This is a genomic window from Microbacterium hatanonis (genome assembly GCF_008017415.1).
GTDB classification, from domain to species: Bacteria; Actinomycetota; Actinomycetes; order Actinomycetales; family Microbacteriaceae; genus Microbacterium; species Microbacterium hatanonis.
In genome coordinates this window covers 1,250,136-1,269,764 of record NZ_VRSV01000002.1, presented here as the reverse complement: position 1 = coordinate 1,269,764, position 19,629 = coordinate 1,250,136, and the positions used below count along the sequence as shown (strand labels likewise).

Genomic DNA, 19,629 nt, shown 5'->3' with positions numbered 1-19,629 from the left:
CGACCCGGCGTTCCCGGCGCAGGCAATGGAGCGCAGGTAGGACGATGCTCCGCGAATCGTCCTACGCCGGCGCCATCTCCTACGCCCGAGACGCCGCACCGCGGCGGCCCGCGAGCCCGGAGTCCGCCGGGCTACTGCCCGCGTGAGGAGCGCACGCGGAACCAGAGACTCAGTTCTCGCACCGCTCGCAGGGTCGCCGTGGCGTCGTCGCCGACCTCGAGGTCGTCGAAGGTGTCGCGGAACGCCGCCGGCTTCTCCTCGCGCGGCTCGGAGATCGGTTCGTACCCCATCGTCCACTCGGCGAACTGTCGTTCCTCGAGGTGCTCCTCGAAGAGCACCCGCATGTTCGTGTGGCGGGGGTCGGCGCCGATCGTCGCGACGAGCTCGCGCACGGTGCTCTCGGGGCCTTCGAGCACCTGCACGAACCGGCCGCCGCGGTAGAGCAGCATCCCGGTGAGGTCGTGTCGTGCATTGTTCTCGCGGCTCTGGGCGAGGAGGGCGCGGAGCCGGTCGTCGTCGAAGGGTTCGGCGGCCCGGCTCGAGTACAGGATCGACAGCAGCTCGGTGGTCATCGCCGGCGCAACCGCTCGGAGGCCTCGACCGCGGTCAGCGCCTTCATCGCCGCCGTCAGGTCGGCGAACAGCCCGACCTCGCGCGAGTACAGGTCGCACGCCAACCATCGGCCGTCGCGCTGTCGATCGATGTAGCCGAGGAACTCGCCACCCCTGCTGCCCACGTGGAAGCCGTCTTCGACGCGCGCCCAGACGACCCCCGCTCCGGGACGATCGACCTCAACCGTGCTCACTCGCTTCTCCGATGCTCGAGACCCTCTGCTGACGAGTCGTATCCGAACATAACGGCGACTCCCGACAGCGACCCGGGCATACCGATCGAACGGGGGTGTGTGCTAGGTCGGCCGGATGCTGCTCTCCCTCGAACTCGCGTCGCGCCCCGAGGCACCGAAGAGCCGCCCCGGGAACGCGTCCCGGGGCGGCTCATTCAGCGATCAGGTGCTCAGACGCGGCTCCGGCGTCGCACGGTCACGACGGCGGCCGCTCCGAGGGCGATCGTCAGCATCGCGAACAGCGCGACGGATCCGAGGCGCTCGGCGGTGAAACCGGTCGCGGCGAGCGCCGCGACGATCGTGACGCGGACGTCGGCCTCGTCGGTCACGCTCGCACCGGTCGGCGGCGTGCCCGTCGCCTCCGCGACGTTCACGACGACCCCCGCGGCACGGTCGGCGTCGGTCACGACGTAGACCGCCGACGCGGTCACCGACTGGCCGGGTGCGAGCACGCCGTCCGCCCCGGGCCATGCGCCGAACGAGATCGCCGAGAGCCCGGCGAGGTCGTCGGAGAGCGCGACCCCGTGGAGGGTGACGTCACCGGTGTTCGTGATCGCGAACGAGAAGCGCACGAGCGCGCCGTCCTGCGCGCCGGTCTTCACCAGCCCGATCGACGGGTTCTGCGGCACGGGAACCTCGGCCGAGTCGTCGTCCGTCACGTCGGTACCGCCCGGCGGGGTGCCGGTGGCCTCGGCGACGTTGACGACCGATCCCGCGTCGCGGTCGGCCTGCGTCAGGGCGTAGCTCGCCGTGGCGGTCACCGACTGCCCGGGGGCGAGCTCGCCCGCGGTCGCCGGCCATTCGCCGAACGCGATGTCGGAGAGCCCCTCGAGCTCGTCTGCGATCGTCACGCCGCGAAGCGTCACGTCGCCGACGTTCGTCACGTCGAAGGAGTAGCGGATGCTGCTGCCCTCGAGTTCGCCCGACTTGACCAGCTGGATGCCCGGCGCCTGCGGTACGGGAACCTCGGCGTCGTCCTCGTCGGTGACGTCGTCGCCCTTCGGCGGGGTTGCGGTGACGGTCGCGGTGTTGAGCACCTCGCCGCGGTCGCGGTCGGGCTGCGTGAGCTCGTACGACGCGGTGGCGGTCACCGACTGCCCGGGGGCGAGCGTTCCGGTCGCCGCCGGCCAGTCGCCGAACACGATGTCGGAGAGGCCTGCGAGCTCGTCGCTCAGCTCGACGCCGCGCAGCGTGACGTTGCCGGTGTTGGTGACGGTGAACGTGTAGCCGATCGTGTCGCCGTCGAGGGCGCCGACCTTGACCAGCCCGATGCCGGGTGCCGTCGGCACGGGCTGGTCAAAGCCGTCCTGGTCCGTGACGCGCGGTCCCGTGGGAGGGGTGCCGCCGGTGGTCGCCGTGTTGACGACCTCTCCGTTGTCACGGTCGTTCTGGGTGAGCGTGTACGCCGCCGTCGCGGTGACTTTCTGCCCGGGGGCGAGCACGCCCGCCTGGCCGGGCCACGCGCCGAAGGTCACGGCCGACAGACCCGGGAGGGGGTCGGTGACGGTCACGCCCGAGAGCGTCACGTCGCCGGTATTGGTGACGACGAACGTGTACGCGATGGTGTCACCGGTGAGCACACCGGTCTTGACGATGTCGATCCCGGGGTTCGCCGCGAGCGGCTGGGTGAACTCGTCGGTGTCGGTGACGGGTGCGCCCTTCGGCGGGGTGCCGGTCGTGGTGGCGGTGTTCTCGACCTCGCCGCGGTCGCGGTCGGCCTGGGCGAGCGTGTACGACGCGGTCGCGGTGACCTTCTGGCCCGGGGCGAGGGCGCCGGTGGCTCCCGGCCAGGTGCCGAAGGTGATCGCCGAGATGCCGGGCAGCTCGTCGGCGAGCGTCACGCCGGTGAGCGTGACGTTGCCGGTGTTGGTGACCACGAACGAGTAGCGGATGCTGTCGCCCTCGAGGACGCCGGTCTTGTCGAGCGAGATTCCCGGAGCCTGGGGCACGGGCAGCTCGACGTCGTCCTCGTCCGAGACGGCGGGTCCGGTCGGCGGGGTGCCCGTCGCCGTCGCCGTGTTGGCGATGTCGCCGCGGTCGCGGTCGGCCTGCGTGAGCGTGTACGACGCGGTCGCGGTGACCTTCTGGCCCGGGGCGAGGGCGCCGGTGGCTCCCGGCCACGTGCCGAAGGTGATCGCCGAGAGACCGGGCAGCTCATCCGTCAGCGTCACGCCCGAGAGCGGCACGGTGCCGGTGTTGGTGACGACGAACGTGTAGGCGACCGTGTCACCGGTGAGCACGCCGGTCTTGTCGAGGCTGATCGCGGGCACGGGGTCGGGCAGCACGACGAGCGCGGGCGATTCGTCGCTGACGCGCGAGCCCGCAGGCGGCAGACCTGTCGCCGTCGCCGTATTGCCCACCTCGCCGGCGGTCACGTCGGCGGCGGTGAGCGTGTATGTGGCCTTCGCCGTGACCGACTGTCCGGGATCGAGCGTGCCGGTCGCGCCCGGCCAGGTGCCGAACGTGATGGCCGACAGACCGGGCTTGGGGTCGGAGAGCTGCACATCGCGCAACTGCACGGCGCCCGTGTTCGTCACGGTGAAGGCGTAGTCGACCGTGTCGCCGACGTTGCCGAGGCTGCCGGCCGCGAGCGTGCCGGTCTTCTCCAGGTCGATCGTGGCGCAGTTCGCGTTGACGATGTCGAGCAGCGTCGACTGCAGACCGCTGAAGCCGGCGAGGTAGTAGTCGCTCCCCTGGGTCGGGCCCGACACCTGCGCGACGTGCTGGCGGAACTCCGCGAGCGGCTGCCCGCTGAGGTTGTCCTGCACGCCGATCGGGATGACGCGCACGCCTTCGCCCTTGAGCGCGTTCGCGCTGGTGACGGCGGCGTCGATCGTGGCCTGGTTGGTGGAGTTCCCGGGGCCCTGCGCGGGGCTGCCGTACTGGGTGGGGTTGCCGTCGGTCACGAGCAGCAGCGCGTCGTACGACTCGGTCGAGGCCGTGACCGCGGCGAAGGCGCGGTCCCAGTTCGTGCCGCCCTGCGCCTGCGCGGGGCGCTGCACGCCCTTGACGTAGGCGTCGAAGGCCTGCACGCCGGCGTCGGTGCTGAGCGAGGTGAGGGGCAGGGGGGCGTTGGATGCCGCGGAGGTCGCCGGGGCGTTCGAGGCGAACGTGTGCATGGCGAGCTTGACCGGGTAGCCCTCGAGCGCGTCGGCGAGGCCTGCGAGTTCGGAGCGCGCCTGCGCGAGCTGCTGGTCGGTGACCGAGTTCGACAGATCGAGGCTGATGGCGAGGTTGAGGTCGCAGTGATCGGCGAGCGCGGGGTTCGGGGCGACGGGCACCGCCGACTCGACCGCGTGCGCGGCGACTCCGCCGGCGAGGGTGAGCGCCGAGGCGACGACGACGGCGACGAGCGCGCGGCCGGTGGTGCGCGCGGATCTCCCGCGCGATGGACGGGGAAGACGTGATGACGTCACGATTTTCGGACTCCTTGAAGGGGGCACCTGACGGAGAGGGGCCGACGTGGCAGGCGTGTTCCTGCCGCGCATGAGTCTGGAGTTCCGTTGTCCCCCATTCGGAGGACAACGGTGCTTTTCACCCCCGGTTTCATCCCGGGTTTCACCGACCCGCCGGAGGTCTGGCAGGATGCCGCGAGTGCCTCGCCGCTTGTTCTGGTCGCTCCTCGGAGCGAGCCTCGCGCTCAACGCGATGTACGGCGCGGTCGCCGGCATCCTCGTGCCGGCGCAGATCGCGACCGCCGACCCCGCGGGGAAGGAAGCCGCTCTCGCCGTGACGATGACGGCCTCCTCGGCGGTCACCGTGGTGCTGCGCCCGGTGTTCGGGATGCTGTCCGATCGCACGCGCTCGCGGTTCGGGCGCCGCACGCCCTACATCGTCGGCGGGGCGATCGGAGCGGCCATCGCCCTGGTCGCGCTCGGCCAGGCCACCTCGGTCGTCGCGATCGCGATCGGCTGGATCGTCGTCCAGCCCCTCCTCAATCTCATCGAGGGTCCTCTCGATGCGGTGATGGCCGATCGGGTGCGGCCGGCGTCGCTCCCCCGGGCCTCCGCGTTCTACGGGGCGGGGATCGCGATCGGGGTCGCGGGCGGCACGGTCGTGGCGGGCGCGACCGTCTCCGCCGTCGGGGCCGCCTATTCCGGACTCGCCGTCGTACTGGTCTTCGCGATGGTGGGCTTCGCCCTCCTCGAGCGCGACCGCCCGCGCGGTCCCGCAGCATCCGTCTCGCTCCCCTGGCGACGCGCCTGGGCCAGCCGCGACCTTCGGCTCGTGTTCGCCGCCCGGTTCGTGCTCGTGCTCGGGCACCAGCTCGTGCTCGGGTACCTGCTCTACGTCGTGATGGCGTTCACGTCGGCCCCGGTCGACGAGGCCGGGGGCATCTCGAGCCGCGTCATCGGGCTCCACATCGTGTGCCTCGTGGTCGGCGCGGCCCTCGGCGGTGTGGTCGTCAAGGGCCACCGGGTGCGCTGGATCATCGCCGCGTCGGGCGTCATCGGCGCGGCGCTCATCATCCCGGCCGTCTGGTCCGACCTCACGGGCCTCACCGTCTACGCGGCGATCGCCGGCGTCGCGCGGGGCGTGTACCTGACCGCCGACCTCGCCCTCATGATCGATCTGCTGCCGTCGCGCGCCGACAGCGGGCGCGATCTCGGGGTGCTGGGGCTCGCCACGACGTTGCCGCAGACCCTCGCGCCCACGATCGCGGGTCTGGTGCTCGTGTCGACCGCGAACGACTACGAGGTGCTGTTCGTGCTGGCCTCGGTACTGGTGTTCGCCTCGGCGGGCGTGATCTCGCGCGTGCGATCGTCGGTGCCGTCGAGCAGTCGGTGAGCGACCGCGACCGCGAGGGCGTCTTCGCGGCGGGTCACTCCGAGCTTGCGGTAGAGCGTGCGCCGCTGCGATTTCACCGTGTTCGGTGAGACGTGCAGGCGCGCGGCGACCTCGTCGACGTTGGCCGTGCGTGCCAGCTCCGAGAGCACGATCGCCTCACGCGGGGTGAGTCGGGGCGGGGCCGCGGATGGGGCGGATGCCGCACCCGCCTCCGCGTAGGGGTGGTCGAAGAGATCGCGGTCGCGGTCGGCGACGAGAAGAAGCGGCGTGTGCAGTCCGAGTGCGCGCTGCATCGCAGCCACCTGCCGCACGAGAGCGTCGCACTCGTCGCGCCGGTCGAGCCGTCGCAGCACGACGGCGCTCGTCGCGAGGTAGGCCATGCGCTGGTCGGGCGTGGTCGGCCGGGTGTCGGCCACGAGCCGCAGCGCCCGTTCGTGGTCGCCGTCGTGCAGGGCGACGCGCGCGACGGCGAGACGCACGTCGGCGCCGTCGGAACGATGCACGTTCAGCCGGCGCGCCGAGACGAGATCGCCGGCGGCGAGGGCGAGCGCCGCCTCGGTGGCGTCAAGCGCCCGCGCCGCCGGTCGTGACGAACGCATCTTCGCGCCCCGCTGAGACCGCAGGCTGCGCAGTCGCGCCAAGCCTTCCTCGGGCCGGCCCGATGCATGGTCGGCGAGCGCCCGCACCGCCCCGAGCAGGGGCCAGTGCTCGATCGTGTCGATGATGGGCCACACCCGGTCGAGGAAGGCGATGGATGCGGCGGGGTCGCCGTCCTCGAGAGCCACACGTGCCTGCGCGATGCGCAGCATGCTGCCGGGGTACTCGTCGACGATGCCCTGCGCCCAGGTGCGCTCCTCGGCGGTGGCGATCCAGCGACGCGCGTCGGGGACGTCTCCCGCGAGCGCGTGCGTGAGCGCGACTCCGCCGATCGCCATGAGCTCCACGCTCGGACGCACGGCTCCGGTGACGGCGCGCTCGAACTCTGCACGGGCCTCTTCGGGGTGACCGCCGTAGAGCAGGCTCACACCGAGGTGCACGCGCAGGTCGCCGCGCAGCGCCTCGAGCTGCCCCGCCTCGGCCGTCGGCAGCTCGCTCAGCTGGCCCGAGGCGCTGCGGGCGGCGCGCACTCCCCCGTCTCCGATACCGGTGAGGCGCCGGGCGATGCTCTCGAGCGCGCGCAGCAGCGCGCGGTCCGACGACGAGCGCGGCGCGGCCTGCATGCCGACCAGGGCGATGGCGAACATCTCCACGGCGCGCACCCGGTGCTGCCGTCGGGCGTTGTACATGACGCCGAGTGCGAGCGCGATCACCGGATGCTGGCGCAACCGAGCCGTCGGGATGCCCTGCAGCAGGGCGGCCAGGGTCGGACCGTGCGCCGACAGCAGCGCGAGTCCGCCGTTCTTGAGAGCGGCGTCGACGAGATCGAACCGCTCGACGGCGACGGCCTCGACGATCGCCGGCACGAACGCCCCCTGCGCGAGCAGTGCCTCGGCCGCCCGCTCCCGCACGGCGTGGCGGTCGCCCTCGTCGACCGGGTGACGGGCGAGCGTCGCCGCGCGCACCGGGGCGATGAGGGCGAACGCGAGGCCCGAGGGACCGTCGACCCATGCGCCGTCGCCGCGCCGTATCGCGCGCTCGAAGACGTCGACCGTGCCGCCGAGCTCGACCGCGAGGTCGGGCGTCAGCGTCGCGGGGATCGCGAGGCGCGCCTCGTCGGCGGGGAGAGCGGCGTCCGCCCAGACCCGAGCGAGCAGTGCCTCCATGTCGCGCGCCGCGGTCGCCCCGGTCTGCGTGACCAGGCGCACCGCGTCGGGGAGCCCGGCGGTCGCCATGAGCACCGTGCGCGGGTCGGCCGCCGATCCGCGCCGGCCGAGGTAGTCGGCGAGTTCGGCGCGCGTGAACGCGAGGTCGTGCACGATCGCGGCGTCCCACTGGCTCATCGCGGCGAACGGGGCGCGTGCACTGACGCGCAGCCGCGCCCCCGGAGTCTCCGCGAGCCAGCGGTCGAGCCGTCGCCAGTCCGCCGGGTCGAGGCCGTCGGCCCCGTCGAGCACGAGCGTCTGCTGCGTCGGCAGCGCGTCGGGAAGACCGCCGCCGCCGAGCCATGCCGCGTTCGTCCGGGTCGAGAACCACTCCGACAGCAGCACGGTCTTGCCCGCTCCGCGCGAACCGATCACGACGACCACCGGCGACTCCGACGACAGCACGTCGAGCAGCCGCGGCCGCGAGACGAGAGCCGAGACGGGGCGCGGGGGCGGAGTCATCCGCTCATGCTGCGCCATTCCCCGGGGGCCGCTATCAGCGAGCGACTCCGGCGAGGCTTCCGGTGGTGCGCACGTTGGGTTCGTAGATCACGCACTGCACCACGCGGTCGCCGCCCTCGGTCCAGCTGCCCTCGGTCGGCACGTAGGGGTACCAGTCGAGCACCGACTGGTCGTAGGCGAGTCCGACGAAGGTGTCGAACTGCGGCAGGCACTGCTCGTCGGCCGCGGTGTAGATGGCGTCTTCGCCGGGGAACTCGCCGTCGGCCATGGTGAATTCGTAGTAGATCTCGTCGTCGTGCGGGTCGCTGCAGGGCACCGCTTCGACCTGCGAGACCTCTTCGGAGGTCGCCTCCTGCAGGCAGTCGCCGACCTTGAGGGTGAAGACGTCGGCAGTTCCGCCCTCGGTGACCTCCTGCGTGTCGGAGTCGCGGGCGACGGTCTCGCCGCCGCCGATGAGCCCTTGGATGGCGGAGCATCCGCCGAGGGCGACGACCGACGCGAGGGCGATGGCAGCGAACGTGGAACGGGCGAGCACGCGCATGTGAGACTCCTGTGAGGTTGGCGATCTCACCCTAGCGAATGCACGCGGACCGCCGTGGACGGGGCGCGGCCGGCGGAACCCGGTTCAGAGCAGGCCCCCGAGCCCGGCACCGGCGAGAGCGGCGATGACGGCGAGGGTGACCATCCCGACGGTGTTCAGCACTGCCGCACCGTACCGCCGCTGTTGGATGAGGCGCACGCTCTCGAAGCTGGCGGTGCTGAACGTCGTGTACCCGCCGAGCAGCCCCGTTCCGACGATGAGGCGCGCCGCATCGGGCAGGATGCCGCGGAAGGCGATCTCGGTGACGAAGCCGAGGAGCAATGCCCCGGTGATGTTGATGATCATCGTGCCGATGGGAAACGAGGTTCGGGTATGGGCCTTGACGGTGCCATCGACGACGAGGCGCAGCGCCGCACCGACTCCGCCCGCGACCGACAACGCCAGGAAGAGCACCGGAGTCACGACGCGCCCTCCCCTGCGGCGTCCGGGTGCCGGCGGCGGTGATGCGCGGCGGCCAACGAGATCCCCGCCAATGTGGCGAGCGCCCCGACGGCGATGGTCGTGATGGCATAACCGAGCCCCACCCAGGTATCACCGTCGATCAGGAGGAAGACGGTGTCGGACGCCAGTGCGCTGTAGGTGGTGAACCCGCCGGCGAATCCTGTGCCCAGCAGCAGCCGCAGGATCCGTCTGCGCCCCTCGTCTGCCCCGCGCCGGGCGAGTGCCTCCAGCAGCACACCGAGGAACAGGGCGCCGACGACGTTGATGAGCAGGATCGCGACCGGGATGCCGTTGATCGACGGGATCACGAGGCTGAGGGCCTCGCGCGCGGCGGTTCCCGCGGTTCCACCGGCGAACACCAGGCCGATGTACCGCCAGCGGAGGTGGATGGGCCGGGCCGGCCCCGACTGCCGGGTATCCGACACCTCGGTGTCGCTGTCGAGGGGCAGCATGCTGCCCGGGTCCGCTCTCCTGCGGGTGGCCGGGTCGTGGGGATCGCTCATCGCAGTCCGTACCGGAGGCCGCCGCTGTGCGCTTCGGTCTCATCGGAGCGATGAGAGCTCATGCGGGCCATTCCGTTCCCCTTTGCCGCGGCGATCGCGTCGAACGTGTCAGAGACGGTGCCGCTCGGGTTCGGTTCGATCGGCGCTGCGTTCGAGTATCCCCCGATCGCCCCGTTCGCGGTACGCGCCAGGTCGGTGACGGAGAGGTCACCGCCCCTCGGCCTGACGGGGTTCGTCGGTCCCGGACGGATGAGGCCGTCCGTCGCCGCCGAGCGGACCCGTCAGGCGCGCTCGAGCCTTGCCAGCACGTGCTCGGGTGCCATGCCGTAGTTGTACGCGTCGACGCGGTCGGCCCCGGCGGCGATGGCGGCGGCCTCCTTCTCATGCCAGTGCGAGGCCGAGGTCGTGTCGGGGTGGCCGGGGCGCAGGATCACGCGCAGCTCGCCCTCCCCGATCGCCGCACGCACCGACGCGACGTCGTCGTGCAGTCGTGCGGGGTCCTGCGCGTATCCGAGCACGGCATAGGCGTCCACCCCGGAGGCGACCGCGGCCGGATCGATCGCGAGCCGCCACGCCTGGTCGGCGGCGAGCGCACCCTGAGGGCGCCCGTCGTCGTAGCCGAGTACGGCCCCCGTCAGGTCCATGAACACGAGCCGTTGCCCTCGGGAGTGCACGATCGCGGCGACCTCGCCGGCGAGCTCGGTCACCGCCCGCTCCCGCGCGGCGAGATACGCGAGCAGGTCGTCACCGATGGCGTCGACGAGGGCGTCTCGTGTGGCCGGGAGCGCCGCGGCACCCGCCCACGCCGCATCCACTCGCTCCCGGCAGCGCGCGGCGAGCGCCTCGGTGTCGACGTCGCCCGCACGGTCGGCGCACGCTCCGCAGAAGCAGAGGCTCAGCAAGGTCTCGTCGCCCGCGCTCACGGGGGCGAAGCTGCGTTCGTGGTGGTGGCCGTGGCCGAAGGTCTGCTGGCTCAGCGCCTCGGCGACGACGTCGAGACCACGGGAGGAGACGTCGTCGGCGAGGGCCAGCGCATAGGCGCGGGCGAGGGGCGTCGCGGGGCAGAGATTCGACAGGATCCGGTCGCCGAAGCAGTTCTCGGTGGCGGCAGACGGATGCTGCTCGCCGAGACCCGTGTTGTGCAGGAACACCGTCCACGACTCGACGGCGGGCCGGTCGGGGGCGGCCAGCAGCTCGGCGACCGCCGCCCTCTCCTCCGCGGACTGCACGGACGGTCGCATCGGCGAGCTCGCCCACTTCTCGTCGTCGGGCTCGAAGAACACGCCGTCACGCCGGTACCTCAGGCGCGGACCTCTCGGGTGGGGCACGACGTCACGGGCCTGGTGGTAGGCGAGGGCCACGGCGAGCGTGTCGAATCCGCCCGACCGGGCGTCGTCGATCACGCGGGCCACGCCGTCGTCGACGAGGTCGCTGGGAAAGGTGTAGAGGCTGGCGGAGCGGGTCTGCGGCGGCATCGTTCTGTCTCCTCGGCGTGTAAACGTTATGTTTCCGTACTTGACGGGTTGACCGGTCAAGTGCGAGTGTATGGCCCACGCTCCACCCTCGCACCCACCCGAAATCACCCCACCCCGAAGGGCAGCATGAACACCTCCACCTGGAAGCGCGCGACGACGCTCGCCGCGGTCGCCGCTGTGACCGCACTCACCCTCTCCGCCTGCACCGACGGCGCGAGCGAGACCCCCGCGGCCGACGGCACGTACGTCATCGGCTACGACTCGTACTTCGTCGGCAACACCTGGTCGGCCCAGCTCGAGGCGGAGTTCACTGCCGCCACCGAGCGCGACGCCGATCAGATCTCCGACGTCATCATGACGCAGTCCGACAACGACGCTCAGAAGCAGATCTCCAACATCCAGTCGATGATCGCCCGCAACGTCGACGCGATCATCGTCACCCCCATCTCCCCCGAGGGCATCGTGCCCGTGCTGCAGCAGGCGTCCGCCGCGGGCATCGACGTCATCCTCAACGCCTCGGGTGCCGAGACCGACGACTACACCTCGTACGTGAACGTCGACGACGAGTCGTTCGGCGCGACCGGCGCCGAGTGGCTGGTCGACAAGCTCGGCGGCTCGGGCCGCATCATCGCGATCAACGGCATCGCCGGCATCCCGACGAGCGACCTGCGCTACGCCGGAGCCCAGGCCGTCTTCGACGAGAACCCCGGCATCGAGGTCGTCTCGACGATCGACGGCGGCTGGGACCAGGCCACCACGAAGACCGCGGTCGAAGCCGTGCTCGCCGCGAACCCCGACATCGACGGCGTGTGGTCGCAGGGCGGGTCGATGACCCTCGGTGCGATCGAGGCGTTCGAGGCCGCTGGCGTGCCGCTGGTGCCGATGACCGGCGAAGACAGCAACGGTCTGCTGAAGAAGTGGCAGTCGCTCGTCGCCGCCGGTGAGACCGGCTTCGACTGCATCGCCGTCGCCAAGCCCACCTGGATCTCGGCCCAGTCGCTCGAGAACGCCCTCGCCGCCCTCTCGGGCGAAGACGTCACGAAGGACGACATCCTCGACCCCGAGGTCATCACGGCCGACAACCTGGCCGACTTCGTGCGCGACGACCTGCCTGACAGCCTGTGGGTCAACACCCGCATGACCGACGACGAGATCACCGCTCTGTTCGGCTGAGCGCCGCTCTCCCCCACGAAACGAGGAACTCTCCGTGTCTCAGCCCGCCCTGACGTGCCAACACGTGTCGAAGTCGTTCGGCGCGACCCGCGCCGTGGTCGATGTCGATGTGACGCTGAACCGCGGAGAGATCCTCGCCCTCGTCGGCGAGAACGGTGCCGGCAAGTCCACCCTCATGAACATGCTCTCGGGCCTGCTCTCCCCCGACACCGGATCGATCACGATCGCCGACCCTCCCGAGGGCGGCCGCGCGGTGTCGATGGTGCATCAGGAACTGAGCCTGTTCGCCAACCTCACCGTCGCCGAGAACCTGTCTCTCGGCGACGGTGACACCACCCACCGGTCGGAGCGGGCGAAGCGCGAGTTCGCCCGCTCCACCCTCGCGGGTCTGGGCGTCGACATCGACGTGGACGCGACGGTCGGCGATCTCACCGTCGGGCAGCGCCAGCTGCTCGAGGTCGCCAAGGCCATCGCCGTGCCGCCGACGCTCCTGATCCTCGACGAGCCGACCTCGTCGCTCGAGAATCCGCAGGTCGAGCTGCTCTTCGCCGCCGTCCGCCGTCTCAGCGCAGCGGGGGCCGCCGTCGTGTTCGTCTCGCACCGCATGGACGAGCTGTTCGAGCTCTGCGACCGCGTGCTCGTCATGCGCGACGGCAGGCAGGTCGATGAAGGCCCCCTGGCCGACCGCACCCGCGATCAGCTGGTCGCGTCGATGGTGGGCCGCGAGGCGAGCGACCTCTACCCGTCGCGTGACGCACGCGATGACGACCAGGATGCGGGGCGGTCGGCCGAGCCCGCCGCCGTCGAACTGGTCGACGTGTCGCTCGAGGGGAGCCTCTCCTCCGTCGACCTCCGCGTCACCGCCGGATCGATCACCGCGATCGCAGGACTCGAGGGTCACGGCCAGTCGGAGGTCGCCGAGGTGGTCGCCGGCGTGCGCACCCCCACGAGCGGAACCCTCCGCCGCGCCGGACGACCGGTGCGTCTGCGCTCCCCGCGTCAGGCGGTGCGTTCCGGGATCGGCTACGTCGCCCCCGACCGGCGACTCGACGGCCTGCTGCTCGACCAGTCCATCTCGGCCAACGCCCTGCTGGCAGCCATGCCCCGCCTCTTCCCCTCCGGCATCGTCAGCCCGCGCCGCGCCCGCCAGGTCGTGCAGCGCGTGGTCTCGCATCTCGCGGTCAAGCACGCCGCGCTCACCCAACCGATCGTCGAGCTGTCGGGCGGCAACCAGCAGAAGGTGCTCATCGGCCGCTGGCTCGTCGACGACGGCCTCGAGGTCCTCGTGCTCAACGACCCCACGCGCGGCGTCGACGTCGGCTCGCGCGCCCAGATCTACCAGAGCATCCGCGAGCTCACCGAGCGCGGCGTCGCCGTGCTGCTCGTCTCGACCGACCTGCAGGAGATCCTCGGGCTGAGCGACGAGGTGTACGTCATGTACTCCGGCCGCATCACCGGCCGCCTCGATTCCCGCACCGCCACCGAGACCGCCGTCATGCACCTCGCCACCGGAGGAACCGCCGTTGTCTAGCGCCACCAGAGCCTTCCGTCCGCAGGCCCTCTCGACCACCTCGCTGCGTGCGCTGTCGCGCGCGAAGTTCTTGTGGATCCTCGCCCTCGCCGTGATCGTCGTCGCCTCGATCGCCCTCCCGGCCTTCCGCAGCACCGTCAGCGTCAACTCGCTGCTGGCGTCGCTCGCCCCGATCGTGCTCATCGCGGTGGGTCAGGGGATCGTCGTCATGTGGGGCGGCATCGACCTGAGCGTCGGCGCCATCGCCGGGCTCGCCACCGTCGTGCTCTCGTTGAGCCCGGTGCTCCCCGGTGGAGCCGCGGTCGCCGTCCCACTCGTGCTGGTCGCCGGCCTCGTCGTCGGTCTTGCCAACGGTGCGGGCGTCATCGCGGGCATCAACCCGCTGCTGATGACGTTCGCCGCATCCGGCGTCGTGCAGGGTTTCGCCCTGCTGCTGCAGTCGACCCCGGGCGCAGGCATCCCGCTGCCGCTCCTGACCGTGCTCGGAACGAGCCTCGGCGCGGTCCCCCTGTTCGCGCTGATCGCGCTCGTCGTCCTCATCGCCGCCTGGGCGTGGATGGGTCAGAGCCGCGCCGGCCGGTACGTGCAGGCCGTGGGCTACGACCAGCGCATCGCGACGCGCCTGGGCTTCCCGGTGCGTCGCTCGGCGCTGCTCGTCTACGGCCTCTCGGGCGTCTTCGCCTCCCTCGGGGGCATGGCGATCGCCTCGCGCACGTACACGGCCGACGCACTCGTCGGAGCCAGTTCGGTGATCGACTCGATCGCCACCGTGCTCGTCGCCGGTATCGTCATCACCGGCGGTATCGGCTCGCTCCTCAGCATCCTTCCCGCCGCGGTCATCATCGCCGTGGTGGGTCAGGTGATCACGCTGACCGGCACCGACACGTACTACCAGACGATCTTCAAGGGCGTTCTGCTCATCGCTGCGATGGGCGTGTACGGCCTCGCCGATCGGGGGCTGAAGATCCCGTGGCGGTTGAGGCCGAAAGACAAGGATGCTTCACCCGCCCAGACCCGATCGGAGCCCGCGCGATGACCGCCCTCGACTCGCCGCCGCTCCGCACGGATCGGCCCCGTTCCGGGTTCGGCTCGGCGCTCGGGCGCATTCCCACCTCGCTGTGGGTCGCCTACGGGCTCACGTTCGCCTGTCTGATCCTGCTGGGAGTGAGCACCTCCGACGGGTTCAACCCCGACCGTCTGCTGCGCATCCTCTCCAACGCGGCACCGCTGGGTGTCGTCGCCATCGCGCAGACCATCGTCATCATCAACCGCGGCCTCGATCTCTCGGTCGGCCCGGTGATGAACTCCGCCGCGATCCTGACCGCGGTGCTCTCCGCGGCTCCCGGCGCGAGCCTGGCCACGACCGTGCCGCTCGTCGTGCTGATGGGTGCCGCGATCGGCCTCGTCAACGGCGTGCTGCTCGCCTTCACCCGCATCCCCCCGCTGCTCGGCACGCTCGCGACGGCGACGATCATCGGGGGCGTGAACGCCCTGGTCACCCGCGGCCAGCCGCGCGGCATCGTTCCCGACGAACTGCGCGTGCTGGCCGACGGGCGCCTGTTCGGCACCCCCTTCTCGGCCTCGCTCGTGATCTGGATCGTGCTGCTCGTGATCGTCGGACTCATCCTCACGGGCACCGTGGCCGGCCGTCGGTTCAAGGCCGTCGGGGCGAACCCCCGCGCGTCGTGGCTGTCGGGCGTGCCGGTGCGCCGCCACACCCTCGTCGCCTACACCGCCTCGGGAACCCTGGCGGCGATGGCCGGCATCCTGTTGATCGCCTACTCGGGATCGCCCTCGCTCACCGCCGGAGACAGCTACGCGCTCAACTCCGTCGTCGCCGCGGTCATCGGCGGGGCCGCCCTCGCCGGGGGCACCGGCGGCATGGTGGGCACGTTCGCCGGCGTCGCGGCACTGGCCTTCCTCACCACGGTGCTCAACTCCTTCAACATCCCCTCCCCCGTGCAGTTCATCGTCAACGGTGGTGTGCTGATCGGGATGCTGCTGATCAACGGTCGCCTGTCGGCGCGGCGAGGTGCGCGATGACCCGGTGGGCCGACCTCACCTGGCCCGAGGTGGCGGGCGCGGTCGAGAAGCAGCCGTGGGCGCTGCTGTGCCTCGGCGCGGTCGAGGAGCACGGCCCGCACCTGCCCGTGGGCACCGATGCGTTCGCCGCGGAGGCGTTCTCGACGAGGCTCGCCGATGAGGCGGGACTGATCGAACTGCCCGTGCTGCCCTACGGCCAGGTGTGGTCGCTCGAGCACTTCGACGGCAGCCTGTCGATCAGCGACGGCACGCTCGTGTCGCTGATCGTCGAGCTGGCCGACGGCCTCGCCCGCAACGGCGTGCGAGGCCTCGTGCTGTTCTCGGCGCACCTGGGCAACGCGGCTGCGATGAAGGCCGCGACGCGCGCCCTCGAGGAGCGCGGTGGCCTGCCGGCGATCGCACTCACCTACCCGGGGCTGGCCGAGGTGGCCGCCGCCGTGGCCGAGAGCCCGCGCAGCCACCCCGCGATCATGCACGCCGACGAACTCGAGACCTCGATCATGCTGGCGCTGCGCGACGACGTGGTGCGCATGGATCGCGCGGTCACCGAGTACCCCGACTACCCGGCGCACTTCGACGTCGCCCCCGTGCGGTGGGACACGATCAGCGAGACGGGCGTGTTCGGCGACGCGACGGCCGCGACGGCCGAGAAGGGTCGGCGCATCGTCGACCACGTGATGGCGACCGCCGTGCGCCTGATCACGGCATGGAAAGAGGCGCAGAAGTGAGAGACGACGAAGAGGCGCTCGGCGCCGACGTGCTGCGCGACCTCGACACCGACTCGCACGTGAGCCGGTACCGTCAGATCGCCGACCAGCTGGCGGCCGTCATCCTCGATCAGCGTCCCGGCGTGCGGTTGCCGTCGGAGTTCGAGATCGTGCAGCGGTTGTCGGTGAGTCGGGCCACGGCCACCCAGGCCCTCCGCGACCTCGAGCAGCGGGGGCTGGTCATCCGCCGTCAGGGTCGGGGCACGTTCGTCGCCGATTCGAGCCGCGCCATCCGGTCGAACCGCCCCGGCATCCTCCCCTCGTTCAGCGAAGACCTGCGCGCGGCGGGCCGGCAGACCCGCGAGCAGGTCATCACGCTCGAGGTCATCGGGGCGCCGAGCGAGATCGCCGCGACCCTCGGGCTGGTCGCCGGCGACGACGTCTGGCGCGTCGAGCGCCTGATCGTCAGCGACGGCGACCCGGTCGTGCACCTCACCTCGTGGCTTCCCTGCGCGCTCGTGCCGACGCTCACCCGTTCGGCGATCGAGCAGGGATCGCTGTACGAGCAGCTCGAGAAGATCGAGGGGTCGCCCGGTCGCCCGTGCTCGGCCGACGAGCAGTGGACCGCGGCATCCGCCCTCACCGAGACCGCGAACCTCCTGGCCGTTCCGCGCCACACTCCCGTCATGCGGGTGACCCGCACCGCCTATCTGCACGACCAGCGGGCGGTGGAGTACTCCATCTCGTACGTGCGCGGAGAGATCTTCGCGGTATCACTGCACATCGACGCGCACCGCCATCGCAGCCTCGCGCAGATCGCCGAGGCTCCGTGAGCGCGACGACCGCGCTCAGTCTGGGCATCGACCTCGGCACGACCAGCACGAAAGCGCTGCTGCTCGACGCCGAGGGAGCCGTCGTCGCGGTGGCGAGCGCGCATCACGGTATCGATCCCGCCTCGGACGGCGTGCAGGTCGACCCCGCGGTATGGATCGCCTCGGCCCGCGAGGCGGTGGCCGAGCTCGGCGCATCGATCGACCTCGGTCGGGTCTCGGCCGTCGGCGTGAGCGGCAACATGAGCGCCGTCGTGCTCGTCGACGACGCTCTCGATCCGGTGGCCCCCGCACTGCTGCTCGCCGACCGACGCGGCGCAGACGAACTGCGCGCGCTCGACGACGGGATCAGGGAACGGATGCTGCGCCAGTCGGGCAATCGGCCGAGCGCGGTGTTCTCGCTGTCGAGTCTGCTGTGGTGGCAGTCGCGCCACCCCGAGACCCTCGCGAAGGCCCGCGCCTATCTCTCGGCGAAGGACTATCTGCGCGCGACGCTCACCGGCCAGATCGCCACCGACCAGACCGATGCATGGAACGCCCTGCTCCTGCGCGCCGACGGCGAGTGGGACGACGAGCTCATCGCCGCGGTCGGGCTTCCGCGTCACCTCTTCCCCGCCCTGCTCTCCAGCTCCTCGACCGCCGGCACCGTCCACAAGGGCGGAGCGGCCGCTTTCGGTCTGTCGGCCGGGGTGCCGGTCGCGACCGGCGCGGGAGACGTGGCCGCCACGCTCGAGGGGTTGGGCGGCATCGACGGCGACGAGGTGGCCGTGGCCCTCGGTACGTCCGCCGTGATGATGGCCGCCATCGATCCCGCCGCGGAGTCGAGTTCCGCCGACGGCGCCTTCACGCAGCATCCGGCCGTCGACGGCACGCGCTTCGCGCTGGCCTCGCTGCTGACCGGCGGACTCGCCCTGAACTGGCTGCGGGCCACCGTCGGAGCAGCAGCCATCGCCGAGGCACCGGCCGACCCCGACCCCGATGACCCGCTGTGCTTCCTGCCCTACCTCGCCGGCACGGGCAGCCCCGATTTCGACGAGCGCGCGACCGGGGCGGTGATCGGCATCACGCCGACGACGAGCTCGCCGCGGATGGTGTCGGCGGCTCTCGAGGCGATCGCCTTCGACCTCGCCGATCTGATCGAGCGGCTCGAACGCGACCGCACCACCCCGTACCGCCACATCACCGCGTGCGGCGGGGGGACGAACGTCGCCGCGTGGCCGCAGATCATCGCCGATGTCACCGGGCTGCCCGTGCGCGTGGTCGCCCAGGCCGACCTCGCGGCGGTGGGTGCCGCGCAGCTCGGGTGGGCCGCCGTCGGCCATCGCGTGCGCTCGCCCCGCGCCGAGCATCCGGTGCTCCCCCGGCCCGCCTTCGCCGCCGCGTGGCGTCGACGCCACGACCGGTTCCGCACCGTGCGCCGTTCGCTCCTCGAGCTCGAGCGGCAGCCCCATACCCCTCATCCCCCGTCACAGAAAGCAGCATCATGATCCGCACAGTCACCGGAGACATCCACTCCGACGACCTCGGCTTCACCTACTCGCACGAGCACCTGCTCGGCGCACCTCCCGTGCACAAGCGGGTCGACGAAGATCTCGTCATCCTCGACCCCGCCATGGCGAAGATCGAGGCCCAGGCGGCCCTCGATGTCGGCGTGAAGAGCCTGTACGAGGCATCGGCCTGGGATTACTCGCGTCAGCCCGAAGACCTGCGTCGCATCTCGGAGGAGACCGGGCTGCAGATCATCGCGTGCGGTGGGTTCAACAAGGGCGAGTGGTTCGACGACCTGCTCGCCGACCACTCGATCGAACAGCTGCAGGCGCAGATCGTGGCCGACGTGACCACCGGCATGAACGGCACCACAGTGCGCGCCGGTGCCATCAAGTACGGCACGAGCTACAACCGGGTGACGCCCGCCGAGGATCGCGTGCTGCGCGCCGCCGCCCGCGCCCACCGCCAGACCGGCGCCGTGCTGCACGGTCACACCGAGACGGGCACGATGGCGATCACCCAGCTCGACATGCTCGAGGAGGAGGGCGTCGACCTCAACCGGGTCGGCATCGTGCACCTGATGCGCAACCCCGACCCGTACCTGCACAAGCAGATCGCCAAGCGCGGCACCTACCTCTGCTACGACGGGTTCGCGAAGATCAAGTACTTCCCCGAGAGCACGCGCATCCACGTGATCCTCGACGTCGTCGAAGCCGGTCACGCCGACCGCATCCTCATCGGCGGCGATCTCGCACGTCGCACCGACCTCACCGCGTACACCGGCGGCCCGGGCCTGCACTACATCGCCGGAGCATGGCTGCCCCGCTTCCGCGACGAGCTCGCCCAGCGCCACTACTCGCAGGCCGACATCGACGAACTGGTGCGCCTGTTCTTCGTCGAGAACCCGAAGCGCTACTTCACCTTCGGCGAGCCGTACTGAG

18 protein-coding genes are annotated in these 19,629 nt (G+C 71.3%); 9 read left to right on the top strand and 9 right to left on the bottom strand.

What is annotated here, in order from left to right:
• Window positions 1-131: 131 nt before the first annotated feature.
• The 3 genes from FVP77_RS16025 to FVP77_RS16015 form a co-directional block, all read right to left on the bottom strand.
• Complete coding sequence (locus FVP77_RS16025; protein WP_147895524.1) at window positions 132-572, bottom strand: BLUF domain-containing protein; 441 nt, start codon at window positions 570-572, stop codon at window positions 132-134.
• Window positions 569-805 (bottom strand): hypothetical protein, encoded by a 237-nt coding sequence (locus tag FVP77_RS16020; protein ID WP_147895523.1) that lies wholly within the window; start codon window positions 803-805, stop codon window positions 569-571. The genes FVP77_RS16025 and FVP77_RS16020 overlap by 4 nt, the downstream gene beginning before the upstream one ends.
• 209 nt (window positions 806-1,014) lie before the next feature.
• Window positions 1,015-4,260 (bottom strand): DUF7507 domain-containing protein, encoded by a 3,246-nt coding sequence (locus FVP77_RS16015; RefSeq protein WP_147895522.1) that lies wholly within the window; start codon window positions 4,258-4,260, stop codon window positions 1,015-1,017.
• 178 nt (window positions 4,261-4,438) lie between these two features.
• Here FVP77_RS16015 and FVP77_RS16010 point away from each other — a divergent pair, with 178 nt between their 5' ends.
• On the top strand, window positions 4,439-5,632 hold the full coding sequence (locus FVP77_RS16010) for an MFS transporter (RefSeq protein WP_187266994.1): 1,194 nt from the start codon (window positions 4,439-4,441) through the stop codon (window positions 5,630-5,632).
• Here FVP77_RS16010 and FVP77_RS17115 read toward each other — a convergent pair.
• From FVP77_RS17115 to FVP77_RS15980, 6 genes are all read right to left on the bottom strand, one after another.
• Complete coding sequence (locus FVP77_RS17115) at window positions 5,536-7,896, bottom strand: LuxR C-terminal-related transcriptional regulator (protein WP_147895520.1); 2,361 nt, start codon at window positions 7,894-7,896, stop codon at window positions 5,536-5,538. The two genes, FVP77_RS16010 and FVP77_RS17115, sit on opposite strands and share 97 nt — an antisense overlap.
• A gap of 34 nt (window positions 7,897-7,930) precedes the next feature.
• On the bottom strand, window positions 7,931-8,437 hold the full coding sequence (locus FVP77_RS16000) for a septum formation family protein (RefSeq protein WP_147895519.1): 507 nt from the start codon (window positions 8,435-8,437) through the stop codon (window positions 7,931-7,933).
• An 84-nt stretch (window positions 8,438-8,521) separates the two neighbouring features.
• The gene (crcB, locus tag FVP77_RS15995) at window positions 8,522-8,899 is read right to left on the bottom strand and encodes a fluoride efflux transporter CrcB (protein ID WP_147895518.1); all 378 of its coding nucleotides are present in this window, start codon (window positions 8,897-8,899) and stop codon (window positions 8,522-8,524) included.
• Window positions 8,896-9,441 carry a fluoride efflux transporter FluC gene (locus FVP77_RS15990; protein WP_342779763.1) on the bottom strand — a complete coding sequence of 182 codons (546 nt, stop codon included), beginning with the start codon at window positions 9,439-9,441 and terminating at the stop codon, window positions 8,896-8,898. The genes crcB and FVP77_RS15990 overlap by 4 nt, the downstream gene beginning before the upstream one ends.
• Complete coding sequence (locus FVP77_RS17250) at window positions 9,438-9,692, bottom strand: hypothetical protein (RefSeq protein ID WP_147895715.1); 255 nt, start codon at window positions 9,690-9,692, stop codon at window positions 9,438-9,440. Before FVP77_RS17250 ends, FVP77_RS15990 begins: the two co-directional genes overlap by 4 nt.
• 30 nt (window positions 9,693-9,722) lie before the next feature.
• Window positions 9,723-10,916, bottom strand: a complete 1,194-nt coding sequence (locus FVP77_RS15980) for a hypothetical protein (RefSeq protein ID WP_187266993.1) — start codon at window positions 10,914-10,916, stop codon at window positions 9,723-9,725.
• A gap of 126 nt (window positions 10,917-11,042) precedes the next feature.
• Here FVP77_RS15980 and FVP77_RS15975 point away from each other — a divergent pair, with 126 nt between their 5' ends.
• The 8 genes from FVP77_RS15975 to FVP77_RS15940 are packed head-to-tail and all read left to right on the top strand — an operon-like array spanning window position 11,043 to window position 19,628.
• A complete protein-coding gene (locus tag FVP77_RS15975) occupies window positions 11,043-12,089 on the top strand; it encodes an ABC transporter substrate-binding protein (RefSeq protein ID WP_187266992.1) in 1,047 nt (348 codons plus the stop codon).
• 34 nt (window positions 12,090-12,123) lie between these two features.
• Entirely contained in the window at window positions 12,124-13,620 is a 1,497-nt protein-coding gene (locus tag FVP77_RS15970) for a sugar ABC transporter ATP-binding protein (RefSeq protein ID WP_147895515.1), read from the top strand.
• The gene (locus FVP77_RS15965; RefSeq protein ID WP_187266991.1) at window positions 13,613-14,656 is read left to right on the top strand and encodes an ABC transporter permease; all 1,044 of its coding nucleotides are present in this window, start codon (window positions 13,613-13,615) and stop codon (window positions 14,654-14,656) included. Before FVP77_RS15970 ends, FVP77_RS15965 begins: the two co-directional genes overlap by 8 nt.
• Window positions 14,653-15,663 carry an ABC transporter permease gene (locus FVP77_RS15960; protein WP_147895513.1) on the top strand — a complete coding sequence of 337 codons (1,011 nt, stop codon included), beginning with the start codon at window positions 14,653-14,655 and terminating at the stop codon, window positions 15,661-15,663. Before FVP77_RS15965 ends, FVP77_RS15960 begins: the two co-directional genes overlap by 4 nt.
• The gene (locus FVP77_RS15955) at window positions 15,660-16,391 is read left to right on the top strand and encodes a creatininase family protein (protein ID WP_147895512.1); all 732 of its coding nucleotides are present in this window, start codon (window positions 15,660-15,662) and stop codon (window positions 16,389-16,391) included. The genes FVP77_RS15960 and FVP77_RS15955 overlap by 4 nt, the downstream gene beginning before the upstream one ends.
• Window positions 16,388-17,203 carry a GntR family transcriptional regulator gene (locus FVP77_RS15950; RefSeq protein WP_187266990.1) on the top strand — a complete coding sequence of 272 codons (816 nt, stop codon included), beginning with the start codon at window positions 16,388-16,390 and terminating at the stop codon, window positions 17,201-17,203. The genes FVP77_RS15955 and FVP77_RS15950 overlap by 4 nt, the downstream gene beginning before the upstream one ends.
• Window positions 17,200-18,687: a xylulokinase gene (locus FVP77_RS15945; protein ID WP_187266989.1), complete on the top strand. Its 1,488-nt coding sequence runs from the start codon at window positions 17,200-17,202 to the stop codon at window positions 18,685-18,687. Before FVP77_RS15950 ends, FVP77_RS15945 begins: the two co-directional genes overlap by 4 nt.
• Window positions 18,684-19,628, top strand: a complete 945-nt coding sequence (locus FVP77_RS15940) for a phosphotriesterase family protein (protein WP_147895509.1) — start codon at window positions 18,684-18,686, stop codon at window positions 19,626-19,628. The genes FVP77_RS15945 and FVP77_RS15940 overlap by 4 nt, the downstream gene beginning before the upstream one ends.
• The last annotated feature ends 1 nt before the right edge of the window (window position 19,629 follow it).